Annotated in this window: 11 protein-coding genes; all 11 read left to right on the forward strand. The window is 45.3% G+C overall.

Annotation, left to right across the window (positions count from 1 at the left end):
* Positions 1 to 4: 4 nt before the first annotated feature.
* The 11 genes from ACQCT5_RS09705 to ACQCT5_RS09755 all read left to right on the forward strand — a co-directional run bounded on the left by ACQCT5_RS09705 (position 5) and on the right by ACQCT5_RS09755 (position 15,960).
* The gene (locus ACQCT5_RS09705; protein WP_499641336.1) at positions 5 to 847 is read left to right on the forward strand and encodes a sugar phosphate isomerase/epimerase family protein; all 843 of its coding nucleotides are present in this window, start codon (positions 5 to 7) and stop codon (positions 845 to 847) included.
* A 199-nt stretch (positions 848 to 1,046) separates the two neighbouring features.
* Positions 1,047 to 2,132, forward strand: a complete 1,086-nt coding sequence (locus ACQCT5_RS09710; RefSeq protein WP_499641338.1) for a Gfo/Idh/MocA family protein — start codon at positions 1,047 to 1,049, stop codon at positions 2,130 to 2,132.
* Positions 2,133 to 2,142: 10 nt separating this feature from the next.
* A complete protein-coding gene (locus tag ACQCT5_RS09715; protein ID WP_499641340.1) occupies positions 2,143 to 3,156 on the forward strand; it encodes a Gfo/Idh/MocA family protein in 1,014 nt (337 codons plus the stop codon).
* Positions 3,157 to 3,623: 467 nt separating this feature from the next.
* Complete coding sequence (locus ACQCT5_RS09720) at positions 3,624 to 4,997, forward strand: ABC transporter substrate-binding protein (RefSeq protein WP_499641342.1); 1,374 nt, start codon at positions 3,624 to 3,626, stop codon at positions 4,995 to 4,997.
* 96 nt (positions 4,998 to 5,093) lie between these two features.
* Complete coding sequence (locus tag ACQCT5_RS09725) at positions 5,094 to 8,033, forward strand: extracellular solute-binding protein (protein ID WP_499641345.1); 2,940 nt, start codon at positions 5,094 to 5,096, stop codon at positions 8,031 to 8,033.
* Positions 8,023 to 8,916: a carbohydrate ABC transporter permease gene (locus ACQCT5_RS09730; RefSeq protein ID WP_499641347.1), complete on the forward strand. Its 894-nt coding sequence runs from the start codon at positions 8,023 to 8,025 to the stop codon at positions 8,914 to 8,916. Before ACQCT5_RS09725 ends, ACQCT5_RS09730 begins: the two co-directional genes overlap by 11 nt.
* A 40-nt stretch (positions 8,917 to 8,956) precedes the next feature.
* Positions 8,957 to 9,835, forward strand: coding sequence for a carbohydrate ABC transporter permease (locus tag ACQCT5_RS09735; protein ID WP_386640916.1), 879 nt, complete (start codon positions 8,957 to 8,959; stop codon positions 9,833 to 9,835).
* A 15-nt stretch (positions 9,836 to 9,850) separates the two neighbouring features.
* Complete coding sequence (locus tag ACQCT5_RS09740) at positions 9,851 to 11,872, forward strand: YIP1 family protein (protein ID WP_499641349.1); 2,022 nt, start codon at positions 9,851 to 9,853, stop codon at positions 11,870 to 11,872.
* Positions 11,865 to 14,123 carry a DUF5696 domain-containing protein gene (locus tag ACQCT5_RS09745; protein WP_499641351.1) on the forward strand — a complete coding sequence of 753 codons (2,259 nt, stop codon included), beginning with the start codon at positions 11,865 to 11,867 and terminating at the stop codon, positions 14,121 to 14,123. The genes ACQCT5_RS09740 and ACQCT5_RS09745 overlap by 8 nt, the downstream gene beginning before the upstream one ends.
* Before the next feature lie 2 nt (positions 14,124 to 14,125).
* Entirely contained in the window at positions 14,126 to 14,989 is an 864-nt protein-coding gene (locus tag ACQCT5_RS09750) for a carbohydrate ABC transporter permease (protein WP_499641353.1), read from the forward strand.
* A gap of 14 nt (positions 14,990 to 15,003) precedes the next feature.
* The gene (locus ACQCT5_RS09755; protein ID WP_499641355.1) at positions 15,004 to 15,960 is read left to right on the forward strand and encodes a carbohydrate ABC transporter permease; all 957 of its coding nucleotides are present in this window, start codon (positions 15,004 to 15,006) and stop codon (positions 15,958 to 15,960) included.
* The last annotated feature ends 403 nt before the right edge of the window (positions 15,961 to 16,363 follow it).

Genomic DNA, 16,363 nt, shown 5'->3' on the forward strand with positions numbered 1-16,363 from the left:
TTGGATGATTACATTAACAGGCTTTGCAGATGAAATCTCCCCTGAACTCGATGTACAGCTAGATGTCCTGGAGTCCCAAGGCATCCGGCACCTTGAGCTGCGGAGTGTTTGGGGGAAGAATGTTGCACATTTGACGGATGAACAGCTATTGTCGATTAAGCGGACTTTGGATGCCAGAGGCTTTTCTGTCTCTTCCATTGGTTCGCCGATTGGGAAAATAGGAGTGATGGAGGATTTTGACGTACATATGGAGGATTTCCAGCGGGTTGTGAATGCAGCTCATGTGCTGGGATCCCGGTACATCCGTATCTTTTCCTTCTTTATTCCGGAGGGAGAGGACCCTGGTGATTACCGGGACGAGGTGTTGAGAAGAATGAATGAGCTTGTCAAGGCTGCTGAAGTAGAAAATGTAGTGCTATTGCATGAAAATGAAAAGGACATATATGGGGACAATGCAGAGCGCTGTCTTGATATTCTTGCAAGCTGCGAATCTCCCAATCTTCGGGCAGCTTTCGATCCGGCCAACTTTGTACAATGCGGAGTAAAGCCATTTACGGAAGCTTATCCATTGTTAAAAGGCTATGTAGAATATATGCATGTAAAGGATGCAAGGTTTGCAGATGGTCATGTGGTGCCAGCAGGTGATGGAGATGGCGAGATGAAGGAGTTGTATCAGGCGTTGCTTAAGCGGGATTTTGTCGGATTCGCTTCCATGGAGCCGCATCTCGCGGCGGCCGGTCCATTTTCGGGATTCAGTGGGCCTGATCTGTTTATAACTGCTGTAGAACGGTTCAAGGAGCTGCTTGTGGAAGTGGGGATGCCTGTGAAAAGTACGTTATCAAAGTAGTGACGGGAAAAATAAGAGATTACTAGGTGTAAAAAAGCTCATCATCGGTGTGATGAAGGCCCAAACCAGCAGAACCAAGGGTCAAAAAGTCCATCATCAAGTCGATGAAGGCCCGAACCCACTGAAACAAGTTCCAAAAAGTCCATCATCAAACGGAAACCTATACCAAAAACCAACCAAACCAAAGGAGGACCCACCCATGACCAATACCACCCAAAACAAAGAACTGCGCTTCGCTATAATCGGCTGCGGCTCCATCAGCGCCACACACGCTGAACAAATCCAAGCTATACCCAATGCGAGATTAGTAGCTGTTGCAGACATTGAAGAGGACCGTGCCAAAACGCTTGCAACAAAATACAACACCGATTGGTACACTGACTACCAGGAGATGCTCCAAAGTGACGATATCGATATCGTCAATATCCTTACGCCAAGCGGCATGCATGCTGATATGGCAATCGATGCAGCCAAAGCAGGTAAACACATCATTACGGAAAAGCCGATGGACATCTCCTTGGATAAAGCAAAAGCAATGATCAAGGTGTGCAGGGATGCAGGGGTCAAGCTTTCGGTCATCTCTCAGCATCGTTTCGACACGGCAACCATCCAAGTGAAAAAGGAAGTGGATGCAGGTAATTTCGGCAGCATGATCCTTGGTGAATGTGCCGTAAACTGGTATCGCACACAGGAGTACTATGACAGTGGCGAATGGCGCGGAACTTGGGCACTTGATGGCGGAGGGGCACTGATGAACCAATCGATTCATACGATAGATCTCCTTCAATACTTGATGGGACCTGTTGAAAGCGTTTTTGCCAGAACAGCCACCCTTGCCCACGAAAGAATGGAGGTCGAGGATGTGGCGGTCGCCACGGTGACATTCAAGAATGGAGCACTCGGCACAATCGTTGGAACAACAAGTGCGTTCCCTGGATTAAGCTGCCGCCTTGAAGTATTTGGGACGAAGGGATCCGCTGTGATTGAAAATGATCGATTGACCCATCACTTCCAGAAGACGCAAGATAGCAAGGGTGAGTGGTACGGTGGTGGCAAGGTGGAAAATCTGGCCAAAACCGGACAAAACGACAGCGGTACCGGTGCGAGTGATCCGACAGCCATCTTCGGTGGTGCACACCGCATTCAAATAGAAGATATGATGCATGCGGTCATCGAGGATCGCGAGCCTCTTGTCAATGGAGAGGAAGGGCTGAAACCGTTGGAAATCATCCTGGCAATCTATGAATCTGCCAGAACAGGGAAATCTGTGACTCTATCAGATTAGGAGGAACAAAATGATGATCAATTTTGCCATTGTGGGAGCGGGGGCGATTGCTCCTGTTTATGCAGAGGCCATCACCCTGCATCCTGAAGCCACATTAGATGCGGTCTGTGATAAGAACCCGCAAACGGCTGCAGGCTTCGTCAAACAGTATGCCACTAGCAGATTCTATACAGCATACGAGGATTTGCTGCAAGATCCCTCCATAGATGTGGTCTGCATCTGCACCCCAAGTGGACTGCATGCCGACATGGCCATCAAAGCGATCGAAGCCGGCAAGCATGTTATCGTCGAAAAGCCGCTCGCGATGACGCTTGAGGATGCGGACCGGGTAATCGCAGCGGCCAAGAAGTGCAAGGTCAAAGCCACCGTCGCATTCCAGAAACGCTATAATCGACCAATTCTTCAAATGAGGGAGAAGCTCGAAAATGGAAGCTTCGGGAAGATGATGCATGCAACGACCTCAGTCCGCTGGTATCGGGACCAAAGCTATTACAATCAGGATTCTTGGCGTGGAACTGCCGCAATGGATGGTGGTGCTTTGATGAATCAGTCCATCCATAATATCGATCTATTAAGATGGATGATGGGTCCGGTCCGAAAAGTCTCTGGGTTTACTGCTACAAGGCGCCACACGATGGAGATGGAGGATGTAGGGGTCGCGATCCTCGAGTTCGAGAGTGGGGCGCTTGGAATCATCGAGGGCTCGACTGCCATCTATCCAACCAACCTGGAAGCCTCTTTAAGCCTTTTCGGCACAAAAGGAACGGCGATTGTCGGTGGAAAATACATAGATGAGTTAAAAAGCTGGCATTTTCTTCACGAGGATAATGAATCACAGAAAGAAGATTCTACTTTTTCGACTGCGCAAGAAGGTCACTATCCAATCATAGAGGATATGGTCCAGGCCATCCAGAATGACAAGGAACCGGCTATCTCACTCCAGGACGGCAGAAATGCACTGGAAATCATCCTCGCTATTTACGAAAGTTCAAAAAATGGAGAATCTGTAAAAATAAAGAAATGAAGTAAATAGTAAGTAACGGAAGAAAACCTTACAAGAATCGAATCGATTCTATAAGCGTTTCTTCCGTTATTTTTATGAATTCAATCATAAAATGAGTTGAGCAAACGGTTGCCCTCGCTAGGATAATTGAGATTTCCCACAATTAAAACAAGTTACGTAAATTTTCTTCAAAAATGGAATTGTAATCGGTTTCAAGGTGGAGTATAATGATTTTAGTGAAACGTATCAATCAATTGTAAGTATTCAGTCAATAGCTTTTTGAACCCAAGTGAATCTTCACTTTATTTTTTGAAAAGAAATTGAAACGTTTCGAAATCGGGAAAGGGGTTGTTGTTTCTTCTTCAATTGATGTAGTTAACCTCAGCTTCTTGTAATCTATCAGTCTTGTGGACAAGCTAACGCATTTGAGATCTAAACTTACAAAAAAGTTTTTATCTAATAAAACAAAAAAATAAGGGGTGTATGGGATGAAATTGTTAAAACCTTGGATTGCAATTTTAACTGTTTTTATGTTAGTAGTTGGTTGCAGCAATGATGCTTCAAATGATGAGAAAAAAGACGATAAAGGGTCAGACAAAGAAGAAGTAACACTTACTTTCGCTAGCTGGGCATTAGGAACGGAAGAAGAGCAAAACATTGAGCGTCTTCTAATCAAGGCTTACGAAGAAGCAAACCCGAACGTGAAAATCGAAATCGATGAGTCCATCACGGGTGACTGGAACGATGCATTATCTGCAGCGGCAAGTGCCGGGACAATGCCGGACGTTTTCATGCTTGCACAGGTTCCTACTGGACTAGCAAATGACTGGTTATTGGATGTAACGGAATTCACAACAGAAGATGAAGATTACGCAAAGATTGCTGATGTAGTAAAAGAATCTACTACTTATGATGGCAAAGTATTCGCTATTCCAAGTGCACAGCATTTCTTGGGCTACTATGTAAACAAAGATCTTTTCAACCAGGCTAACCTGGATGTTCCTGAGTATGGAATTTCCGTAGAAGATTTTACTGAGGCGGTTCGCTCCATCTCCAATGTAAACAATGGTGTTGTTGGAATGAACAATCCATTTGCGATTGTTGACTGGTACCCGACATCTGTAAGCGAAACAGCTGGTTGGTACACATACACGGAAGAAGGCTACAACCTTGATAGCAACGAATTTATCGGTGGCGTCAACTTGGCGAGCAATATCGTAACAAACGGTTATTCTTTTGAAAACCTGACAGATGAGCAAAAAGCAAACTTCAGTGGAGAAAATGCTGGTGAGGTTTGGGCACAAGGCGGCCTTGGAATCAATTGGGATGGAACTTGGGCTGTAACGAACTTCACGGATAACCTTGAGTTTGAATGGGATTTCATCGGTACTCCTGGTGGAAGAACAGTTGTAGTAAACGACTTCATGGGAATCTCCAAATCTACTGAGCATGCAGAAGAAGCTTACAAATTCGCTAAATTCATGGGCTTTGGTAAAGAAGGTTACATGAAACGCCTTGATATCGCAGTAGAGAACGAAAAAGCAGTGAACAACCTTCCTGTCATCAATGACGAAGAAGTATTGGATGCATACTTTGAAATCCAGGATGTTCCTGGTCTTCGTACAGCGTATGACAACTTGGACAATGCAGTGATCGAGCCATTCAAAACGGTTCCTGGCTATGTTCAATCCAGATGGGAAGCTCCAACTGGTGTAGCGGTTGGTGACAACCCTAATGCAAACATCGCAGGTATCATTGATGCAAGTGTGAGAGGCGAAATCAAGATCGAGGACTACATCTCTCAAATCAATGAACTGGCTAACCAAAAGCTGCAAGAAGGTAAAGAAGCAATTGGTCAATAATTAAAATTTTCATAGTGAAGCGCTTAAGAGGTGGGGGCGTAGTCTTGCTCCCGACCGCTTGCGCTTTTCTTATAACTGTTGAGGGGGATAAATGATATGAAACGTAAGATGTTGTTCTGGCCGCTATTACTACTTTTATTGATTCCGAATCATATCGCTTTCGCCGATGAAAAGAATTCTCCTGAACAATTGGCCGAACAAGTCATTGAACCTAGCTATCTTTATATCCTGAAACAGTGGAAAGAAGTGGGAATCGATGGCGCGTCTCCTTATGAGCGTGCTATCAGTCCCACTGATTTTTTATCCGTTCCTGAAAGTGATTTACTGCCTTTGAATGAAAGTAAGGGGTATGAGGATCAAGTTTTCTCCTGGAAAGATCAAAAATCAATCACCGTTGAAGTGGATGTAGAAGAAGAAGGTCTATATGAGCTTGGCTTTGATTATTTTCCTTTAGGAGAAGGGATTGTACCGATAGAAGGTTCCATCGAAGTAAATGGAAGCTATCCTTATTATGAAAGTCGCCGAATTCTTTTCCCGAAAGATTGGAAAAGTGCATCAACAAAGTTTGAGAAAGACCGTTTTGGAGATGAAATCATTCCAAAGCAGGTGCCGGTTGAAGAATGGCATTATGTAAAAGCGGAGGATTCCAGTTATCTGCACTCAAGACCATTGAAGTTCCATTTGAAAGCAGGAAAGAACACGATCAAGCTTTCCAACCTTAGAGGGGAAATGCTTCTTGGAAACGTTTATGTGGACAGTGTGGGAACGATACCTTCCTATAAAGAATACTTAGAACAAAACAAGGGTGAGCTCATAGAGGATGCAATGGTGACGGTTGAAGCCGAGCATCCAGCCAAGAAAAACAGCTCATTCATCAGACCTGTCAACAGACAGGACGCTTCAGTTGTTCCTTACAAAAGAGACAGCCGCCTATTAAATGTAATCGGCGGGGAGTCCTGGGAGCAGAGCGGGCAAAGCGCCACATGGAATATTGAAGTAGAAGAAGACGGTTACTATAACATTAGTTTAAAAGTTTTACAGGAAAAGCAAACGAGTTTTCCGGTATACCGTACCGTCATGATTAATGGAGAAATACCTTTTGAAGAAGTGGAACATTACGGCTTCCAGCAAGAAAAGAACTGGAAGAACGAAACGCTGAGTGATGACAAGGGAGAAGCCTACTCGTTTTATTTGAAAAAAGGGACAAATACCCTAACCCTGAAAGTGGATGCTTCGCCAGTCAATCGAACACTCTTTGAAATCGATCAGGTTATGCAGGGTATTGAAGAGCTTTCCTTATCGATTAAACAATTAACAGGTAACAGCCAAGACCGTTCACGTGGATGGAGAATCACGGAGTACCTTCCGGATATCGAGGACCGGCTGCTAAACTGGGCAACTGCTTTGGACAAGGAAAGTGAGTACTTGCTTGAGCTGAGTGAAGGACAGGAAGCAGTGGAAGTGGTGTCCTTGAACATCGCGTCAGAAAGACTTCGTTCCCTTGCAGAGTCACCGGATGAAATTCCTTCCAGATTGACACAGCTATCTGAGGGTTCCAGCTCTGTTGCACAGATTCTTGGAAATGCAATATTGGATTTGAAAAAACAGCCATTATTTATGGATCGAATATATATTCATGGTGACGAAAAGTTGCCAAAAGCAGAATTAGGATTTTTTGCAAAAACGAAGGAATCCGTCTTGAAATTCTTCCATTCCTTCCAATCGAATACGCTTGCCACCGAAGACGTGGAAGACGATGTCGTGGATATCTGGGTGAATCGACCAAGACAGTATGTGGAACTGATGCAGAACATGGCCGATCAGCAATTCACTCCTGAAACGGGGATCAAAGTGAGATTCTCGATCATGCCATCGGAGCAGAAGCTTATCCTGGCGAATGCGGCGAACAGCCAGCCAGATCTTGCGCTTGGAATCAGTACGTGGCTGCCATATGAATTGGCAATACGTGGAGCTGCCTATGATCTTCGACAGTTTGATGATTTCGGCGAGACGGTCGGCCGTTTCTCACCGGGTGCATTCCTTCCGATGATTATTGATGATTCGGTTTATGCACTGCCGGAAACACAGGATTTCTTTGTGCAATTCTATCGAAAAGATATTTTGAATGCATTGGATGTACCGGTGCCGGATACATGGGACGACGTCGTGGAGGTACTGCCTGAGCTGCAGCGCTTCGGACTGAATTATTACACGCCGATTGCTGGCGCTGTCGCTTTCAAGCCGTTCCAGGCTACTGCACCTTTCATCTATCAGAATCAAGGTGACCTCTACGTGGAGAACGGATTGGGAACATCCATTGATAGTGATGAAACCATCAAGGGCATTCAGTTCATGACAGACTTGAATACGATTTATAGTACGCCGCTTCAAGTGCCTAATTTCTACAACCATTTCAGATATTCGACCTTGCCGATCGGTGTTGCCAATTTCCAGACGTATGTCCAGCTGACCGCAGCTGCACCTGAAATCTCCGGTTGGTGGGATATCGCCCCTCATCCTGGCGTGAAGCAGGAGGATGGCACCGTATCGAGATGGGCTACAGGATCAGGCCAAGCCGGCATGATCTTTAACGGCAGTAAAAATAAAGAACAGGCTTGGGAACTGCTCAAGTGGTGGACCTCAACTGAGATCCAGACCGATTTTGCAACAACGCTTCAAATCATGTATGGACCTTCTTATATGTGGAATACCTCCAATCTGGAAGCATTTGCACAGCTTCCATGGCCGGAAGAGCATAAAGAAGTAATCCTTGAGCAATGGGAGCAGCTAATGGAGGTTCCCAAAACACCTTACACGTATATGATCGAACGTGAAATCAGTAATGTATGGAACCGGGTAGTATTCGATGGGGAAAATACACGATCTGCGGTGGATGACGCAGTGGTCACAATCGACCGCGAGATGCGCAGGAAAATGGAGGAGTTCGGTTATATGAAGGATGGCAAGATCATTAAGCCGTACCATATACCGACAATTGAACAAGTAGAAAGCTGGGTGGAAGAGAATGATGAATAAAGTCCAAAAGCATGCAGGAACATCTATTTTTCTTGCACCATACCTTATCTTTTTCTTTACCTTTATTATTATCCCGGTCGTGGTTGCGATCTTTCTATCCTTTACGTATTTCAATGCAATTGAGATGCCGACGTTTATCGGACTTGCAAACTATGTAAGTGTGCTGACGCAGGACCAGGTGTTCATGCAGAAGGTACTGCCGAATACCCTTACCTTTGCGGTCATTGTAGGACCAGGAGGGTATATCCTTTCCTTCCTGCTCGCCTGGATGCTGGCTCAGATTTCCAGAGTGCCAAGAACCATTCTGGCGCTTATCATCTATTCCCCTTCCATGACTGCGGGAATCGCGATGGCGGTAGTATGGACCATCATTTTCAGTGGGGACCAGACAGGTTACCTGAACAGTCTCCTTATTACGATGGGGGTACTGTTCGAACCAATCCAATGGCTGCAATCACCTGATCACTTAATGACGATCATGATTGTCGTGACACTATGGGGAAGCATGGGAGTAGGATTCCTGGCGATGCTGTCCGGTGTCCTGAATATCAATAAAGAAATCTATGAAGCAGGTTATATTGATGGAATTAAAAATAGATTTCAAGAGATCATCTATATCACGATTCCATCGATGAAGCCGCAAATGTTATTCGGAGCAGTAATGGCTGTTGTAGGTACCTTCCAGGCCGGCGCCATCGGGGTTGCGCTATCAGGCGCCAACCCGACGCCGCAGTATGCGGGCCAGTTGATGGTCAACCACTTGGAGGACTATGGATTCATCCGTTATGAGATGGGCTACGCAGCTGCCATTTCTGTTATTTTGCTACTGGTTGTTTATATTTTCTCGAAGGTTGCTTGGCGATTATTCGGGGATAAGGATTAACAAACGTCTATTAATCTTCAATACGTAAGGAGTGAACGATGTGTCGGCATTTCATGGAACGAAAATTAATCCAGACAGGTTTCACCGGAGTCAGATGAAGTTCTATCTTTTTCTCATTCCGCTTGCCGTTTTTATGGCAATGCCCATAGTGTTTGTCTTTTCTCACGCATTCAAGCCGATAGACGAGCTCTTTGCCTATCCGCCCCGATTTTTCGTGGAAAAGCCAACATTTCAAAACTTTATCGATCTGATGAATAACACGAGCGCATCCGGGGTTCCGATGTCTCGTTACCTTTTTAATAGTATTGCCATTACGCTGATCGTGGTGTTCCTGACGGTTTTGATCAGTACGATGGCAGGATATGCACTATCGAAAAAACGCTTCAAATTGAAGAAGACAATTTTCGAAATCAATACACTGGCGTTGATGTTCGTATCTGCAGCAGTGGTTATCCCACGGTATTTGCTGATTGAAAAGGTCGGATTGCTTGATACCTTCGTGGTACACATATTTCCTTTGATTGCCATGCCGATCGGACTATTTCTTGTAAAGCAGTTTATCGATCAGATACCGAACGAACTGATTGAAGCGGCCCAGATGGATGGAGCGACAGATTTCCAGATCTTCCGTAAGATCATCATTCCATTGGTAAAACCGGCAATCGCCACTATCGCCATCCTGTCGTTTCAGGTGGTATGGAACAACACGGAAACTTCCGAGCTATTCGTCAACAATGAAAACTTGAAAACATTCGCCTTCTATATGTCCACCCTTTCTTCTGCTACCACTGGTAATACGGTAGCCGGTCAAGGTATGGCAGCGGCGGCATCACTGATCATGTTTATTCCGAATCTGATCATCTTTATCATTCTACAAAGCCAGGTAATGAACACGATGGCGCATTCAGGTATCAAGTAAAGGGGAGGAAAGAAAATGAAGCAAATCTTCATCGGCTTACTATGTGTTTGGCTACTGATACTCTTTCCAGCACAATCCTCTGCTTCGCTTTCTGTTCCTTACAAAACGGAGACGGTTTCATCCGAGGGGGATATCATTGAAACGCAGACAGCCTATATCCCTGTCAGTCTCTTTGGAAGTAACAGTGAGATTGTTAATCCAGAAGATGTTTACATTGATGAAAATAACAATGTGTATGTAGCGGATTCAGGAACGAAAAAGGTCACAAAATTCGATGAGAACGGCAAAAAGCTGTTAGAGGTTGGGGAAGGTCAGCTAGCCCAGCCGACAGGAGTGTATGTGGACCACAACCAGGAAATCTATGTTGCGGACTATAAAAATGAAAAGGTGTTCCGCTTTTCCCAGGAAGGTGAGATGATCCAGGAGTATGGTAGACCTGACTCACCCTTGTTTGGAACAAGATCACCGTATAAGCCTCAAAAAGTAACCGTTGATAAGCGGGGGAACCTCTACATTATCGGAGAAGGTTCCAATAACGGAATCATCCAGATCGGGCAGGACGGAACATTCCTTGGATTCTTTGGAGTAAACCGGACCCAATCGTCCCTCATGTCTGTAGTACAGGATGCACTTACGACAGAAAGTCAAAAGTCAAGGATGTTTATAAAGGTTCCACCGGCGCCAACCAATATCGCCATTGATGAAAAAGGGCTGGTATTCACAGTTACAGGCGGGACAAAATTTGAAGTGATCCGAAAACTGAATATTGCCGGGAGTAACATTCTCCCTCCTGACATCTCTGATACTACCAATCTGAGAGATATCACTGTCGGGCCACTTGGAAACTTCTTTGTTCTTGAAAACAATGGACGTATCTATGAATATGACAGCTATGGAAATCTACTCTTCATTTTCGGGGGCAAGGATGATGGAACAAACCGTCTCGGCTTATTCAAAGATCCAACCGGAATAAGCGTGGACAATCTTGGCCGCCTTCTTGTAACAGATCGTGAAAGAGGAACAGTTCAGATGCTTGAGCCGACCGCATTTGCGGAAATGATGCATGGAGGGATCTCCTTATATGCAGAAGGGCTCTACGTAGAAAGTGGAAAGTACTGGAGCGAGGTTCTTCGCCTGAACTCTTCCATCGGACTTGCCCATTATGCAATGGGTGAAGCGTACTACAAGCAGCAGCAGTATGACGAAGCGCTTGAATCATTCAAAATCGTCAACAGCAAGGAAGGATACTCCAATTCCTTCTGGGAGATACGAAACATCTGGATGCAGGAGCACTTAAGCAAGGTATTCGCAGTAATCATCGGCTTGTTCGCGCTCCGTGCATCTGTCCTATACGTGGATAAAAAGAAGGGAATTCTCACACAACCACGGAAAAGATGGAAAAGGATCAAAGCGAAAACGCTGATCAGCGAGCTTCTATTCCTTGTGAACTTCCTGAAGAAACCGGTCGACAGCTTCTATTATGTAAAGCGCGTCAGAAAGGTTTCCCTACTTTCTGCCACTATTCTTTACCTGGTTCTATTCGTGGAATATCTCATGATGAAATATTTCACCGGCTTTATTTTCAGAGGATCAAACACAGACCAGATTAATTTTGCATTCGAGCTTGTGACACTCTTCCTGCCGATCCTGTTATTCATCGTCTCCAACTACCTGGTGAGTACGATCAGTGACGGAGAAGGAAGATTCCGGGACATCTACATAGGAACCATCTATAGCTTGGCTCCTTATCTGATATTCATCATTCCGGTCACGCTGCTATCCAATGCCTTGACTCTGAATGAAGCATTCCTTTACACCTTCTCGATGCAGGTCATGATCGGCTGGTCGCTGGTTATCCTGTTCATCATGGTAAAAGAGATACATGCCTATGAATTCTTTGAAACAGTAAGAAACATTCTGATCACGATATTCTGTATGATCATCATCGTGCTCGTGAGCTTCATCATTTACGTATTAATGGATCAAGTAGTAGACTTTGTCACAGCGATCATTCAGGAGGTGATTCTCCGTGTATAAAAAGATAATCCTGTTTCTGCTGATTGCCATGCTTCCCATCCACGTTATCGCGGATTCGCTGACAGATAAGGAAGAACTGGATGAGATTGAAGTGGAATCGGAGCTTGGAGAAGAGACACTCCGATTTGATTCCAACCAATTTACGCAAACGGAAAAAGAGAATAAGCCGCTTCCGGAAGGAACTTTAGATGGATTTGAGAAGGTTACCGAAAACGAAGAGCTTGCTCTTTACGTAAACAGGGCATCCCTTGCCATCAAGATCCAGAACAAGAGCACGGGATATATCTGGAACTCCGGATTGGATCAGCCTGAAAACTATCGACTGAACAATACATGGACAGAAATGGTCCAATCGGCCATCACGATCGATTACCTGGACCGCAAAGGAAACGTGAAAACAGAAAGTATTCTGACATCCGAATCTGCTTCAGAGATCACGATGGAGGAAAATGGCTTCACTGCTGATATCGAATTCAAGAATTCGAGCATCGATGTCCAGCTGAAGGTGAGCCTCGAGGAAGATGATGTCCTGATCGAAGTTCCCGATGCAGGAATCAAGGATGGTAAGTACAACAAAATCGTTTCCATGAAAGTATATCCTTTCCTTGGAGCAGTCAATGAGGAAGACATCAGCGGCTATCTGTTCATTCCAGATGGAAGCGGCGCTTTGATGAGATTCGAAAAAAGTCCGTTCCGTTCCGACACTCCTTTCGTAGGAAACATCTATGGAACAGATGAAGGCTTCACCCGTAACATCGATTCCCAGGATGACTATACGTACCCGACACAGGAAATATCCGTTCCTGTTTATGGGGCAGTTCATGGAGTAAAGCAAAATGGATTCATCACCGCCATTGAAGAGGGGCAGAGCTATGGAAGCATTCTTGCTTATCCTTCCGGCGCTTCCACCGACTTTTTCTGGGTAACTTCCCAGTACCAGTACCGCTTCAGCTACTATCAGCCGACAAGTAAAAGCATGGGCGGCTTCAATGTCTATCAGGAGGAAAAGAACTCCTTTGACATCAAGCAGCGTGTCATGATCCTTGAGGATGAAGAAGCGGACTACGTAGGAATGGCAAAACGCTACCAGGAACGATTAGTGGAGACGGGCGGCCTTGAAAAAGAAGAGGATGCCGTCGATGTCCGCCTTGAATTCCTAGGTGGAGAAACGAAAAAAGGCCTGCTTTGGGATACTGTTCTACCAATGACAAGAGTGGACGAGATCCCAGGCTATGTTGAAGAGCTTCAGAAAAATGAAGTCGACAATATGCACGTCGTCTATCGCGGCTATACAAAGGGCGGTCTGACAGGCACCCTGCCTGAGAAGTTCCCGCTTGAAGGCAAGCTTGGAAGCGATGCCGACTATGAGGTAACAATGAAGCAATTGAAGGACAAGGATATTCCTTTCTATTTCTATACTGATTTTACAAAAGCCTATCAAGGCGCATCCGGTTTCTCCGGAAGCAAGGATGTTGCGAAAAAGAAAAATGCACAGCCGATGACACAGAGAGAGTATGGCAAAATGAGCTACTATCTCAGTCCGGAAAAGACATTGGCAATTGCCAAAAAGGATCAAAAAGAATTCAAGGAACATGGTGTAACTAACCTTGCAGTCGATACGACCGGCTATATCCTGTTCTCTGATTTCAACAAAGGGATGAAGAGCACGAGAACCGATATGATCCAAACATATCAAGAAACCTTCGAGCTTTATCAGGAGCAAATGGGAGGGTTATCCTTCTATAAGCCGAACGATTATGCCTGGGGCTATATGGACCGATACCTCGATATGCCGATGTATTCTTCCAGCTATATGTTTGTGACAGATACGGTACCTTTCCTGCAAATCGTCCTAAAGGGCTACAAGCCATACTATGCAAGCTTCTCGAACTTCTCACATAACCCGACAGAGGAAGTGCTGAGAATGATCGAATTCGGTGCTTATCCTTCTTTCTATCTGACGACGGAATCCTCCCAGGAGCTATTGAAAACTCCATCAAGAGGTCTGTATACTTCCGAGTTTGATGTCTGGAAGGAACAAGTCATCGATCAATACAAGGCAGTGAAGGAAAGCCTTGGAGAAGTGGAAAACATGACCATCACCGATCGCATTGTCCACAAAAAAGGAGTGGTCGAAGTGGTGTATGAAAACGACGTATCCATCATTGTCAATTACACAGAAGCGCCATTCAGCGTACAAGGTGTGGAAGTGGAAGCAACATCATTTGAAGTAGTAGAGGGGGGAAGATAAGCATGAAGCAGATGTCCATGAAATCAAAGAATACACTAACAGGCTTGATGTTTATCTCACCGTGGATTTTAGGATTCCTGATTTTCACAGCGGTTCCCCTTTTCTACTCGCTGTTTCTAAGCTTTCAGCAAGTAAAAATTACGACCCAGGGGATCCAGACGAAGTTTGTGAAACTCGACAACTTTGAATATGCCTTCACGGTGGATGCCCTATTTACCCAGAAGCTTCTGGCCTTTTTACAGGAGCTGGTCCTGTCGGTGCCGATCATCATCGTATTCTCGTTGATCATCGCGCTGCTGCTCAACCAGCCGATTAAATTCAGGAATTTTTTCAGAACGATCTTTTTCCTGCCTGTTATCATTGCAAGTGGTCCGGTTATCAATGAACTGATCGCCCAGGGTGTGACAAGCATCCCATCCATCAAGGAATACGCGATTTTTGAATCGATGCTTTCCTCTGAAGGATTTTTCAGTACCGTACTCCTGTATCTGATGGACAACCTGATCATCATTTTATGGTTCTCCGGGGTTCAGTTCCTGATATTCCTGGCTGCCCTGCAAAAAATTGACCAACAGGTATATGAAGCGGCAAAAATTGATGGCGCATCCAACTGGGAGTGCTTCTGGAAAGTAACACTTCCAAGCATCTTCCCGATGATCGTTGTCAATACCGTATATACCATAGTAATGTTCTCCGTCTTTTCGTTAAACCCGGTTATCGAACATATTCAGACGAATATGTTCCAGATTGACACTGGCTTCGGCTATGCCTCCGCCTTGTCTTGGATCTACTTCCTACTCATTGCGGCAGCACTTGCCATTTCAGTAGGTCTTCTAACGTTCAGAGGGAAGAAAAAATATGCATAGGGGAGGGAAGATTCATGGCAAGCTGGCTATCAACTAATCGGAAAAAAAGCATCCATCCATATGCAACGAAGCTGAAAAAAGTGACATTCGGTGTCAAAGGGAATGACGGCTTTCTCTACAAGCTTTTCATCTATGGCCTATTGGTCGGGATCGGATTTGTTTACCTGTATCCGCTCTTGTATATGACATCCTATAGCTTGAAGAGCCTGGATGATATCCTGAATCCTTTGGTGAACTGGTTACCGACACAATTGTATCTTGATAACTATGAAGCGGCCTATTCTGTTCTGAAGTTCATTCCGACCTTGCTTGAAACCTTGTATGTCACAGCGATTCCGGCCATTGTACAGACCGCGGTCTGTGCCGTGATCGGCTATGGCTTTGCCCGCTTTGATTTTCCATTCAAGCGCACGATGTTTGTGCTGGTCCTATCAACATTCATCATTCCTCCTCAAGTGACCGTCATCCCTCGTTATGTATTTTTTAACGAGCTGGGGATATTGGGAAGCATTCAGTCGTTCCTATTCCCTGCACTGCTTGGGCAAGGAATCAATAGCGCCATATTCATTCTGATATTCTATCAATTCTTTAAAATGCTGCCAAAAGCTTTGGAAGAAGCTGCCCAGCTAGATGGAGCAGGCTTTCTGCGCATCTTCTTCACGATTGCACTTCCAATGGCCGGACCGGCAATCATCATTTCATTCCTTTTCTCGTTCGTATGGTACTGGAATGAAACATATTTAGCTTCAATCTATTTCGGAAATGCCCTGACGACCTTGCCGCTCGAGCTCCAGAAGTTCGTTGCCACCTATCAGCAGATGTTCCCGCAGGAAGGGGATTCCTCTGAAATCAACGAAGGCATCAAAATGGCCGGAACCGTCATGACGATCCTTCCGATGCTACTAGTCTACCTGGTCACGCAGCGCTGGTTCGTAGAAGGTGTGGACCGTTCGGGTATTGCTGGGGAATAAAATCTTTATACCAACTTTGAACTCCCTGTTGATTTCCGTTCCAGGCATTCGCTTTCCGCGGGGCGGTGCTTGAGCCTCCTCGGCTTGCCTGCGGGGTCTCAAGTCTACCGCAATCTCCCGCAGGAGTCTCATGCCCTGCACTACAATCAACAGGGGCGACAAGTGATGCATAACGTCTACACTATATTTTTCTCATGGTGTAAATCTTTTACTTGAGGGACTCTGTTAATGTCTATTGTTGAATTTTTTAGAATCTAGCTGGTGATTGGAGCATTAGGCGAAGACTCCTGCGGGAGGAAGCGTTTAGTGGAGACCCCACAGGCGTAGCCGAGGAGGCTCCACAAACGCCCCGCGGAAAGCGAAGCCTAATGCGGAAATCAACAGCGGTGTTTAACAGACAAAT

The sequence above is a fragment of the Sutcliffiella halmapala genome, assembly GCF_050107295.1.
GTDB lineage: Bacteria > Bacillota > Bacilli > Bacillales > Bacillaceae_I > Sutcliffiella_A > Sutcliffiella_A halmapala_A.

Coding starts and splice junctions, on each gene's coding strand:
- ACQCT5_RS09705 (WP_499641336.1), top strand. CDS start 5: ATGATTACATTAACAGGCTTTGCAGATGAAATCTCCCCTGAACTCGAT.
- ACQCT5_RS09755 (WP_499641355.1), top strand. CDS start 15,004: ATGGCAAGCTGGCTATCAACTAATCGGAAAAAAAGCATCCATCCATAT.
- ACQCT5_RS09740 (WP_499641349.1), top strand. CDS start 9,851: ATGAAGCAAATCTTCATCGGCTTACTATGTGTTTGGCTACTGATACTC.
- ACQCT5_RS09730 (WP_499641347.1), top strand. CDS start 8,023: ATGATGAATAAAGTCCAAAAGCATGCAGGAACATCTATTTTTCTTGCA.
- ACQCT5_RS09715 (WP_499641340.1), top strand. CDS start 2,143: ATGATGATCAATTTTGCCATTGTGGGAGCGGGGGCGATTGCTCCTGTT.
- ACQCT5_RS09710 (WP_499641338.1), top strand. CDS start 1,047: ATGACCAATACCACCCAAAACAAAGAACTGCGCTTCGCTATAATCGGC.
- ACQCT5_RS09725 (WP_499641345.1), top strand. CDS start 5,094: ATGAAACGTAAGATGTTGTTCTGGCCGCTATTACTACTTTTATTGATT.
- ACQCT5_RS09720 (WP_499641342.1), top strand. CDS start 3,624: ATGAAATTGTTAAAACCTTGGATTGCAATTTTAACTGTTTTTATGTTA.
- ACQCT5_RS09750 (WP_499641353.1), top strand. CDS start 14,126: ATGAAGCAGATGTCCATGAAATCAAAGAATACACTAACAGGCTTGATG.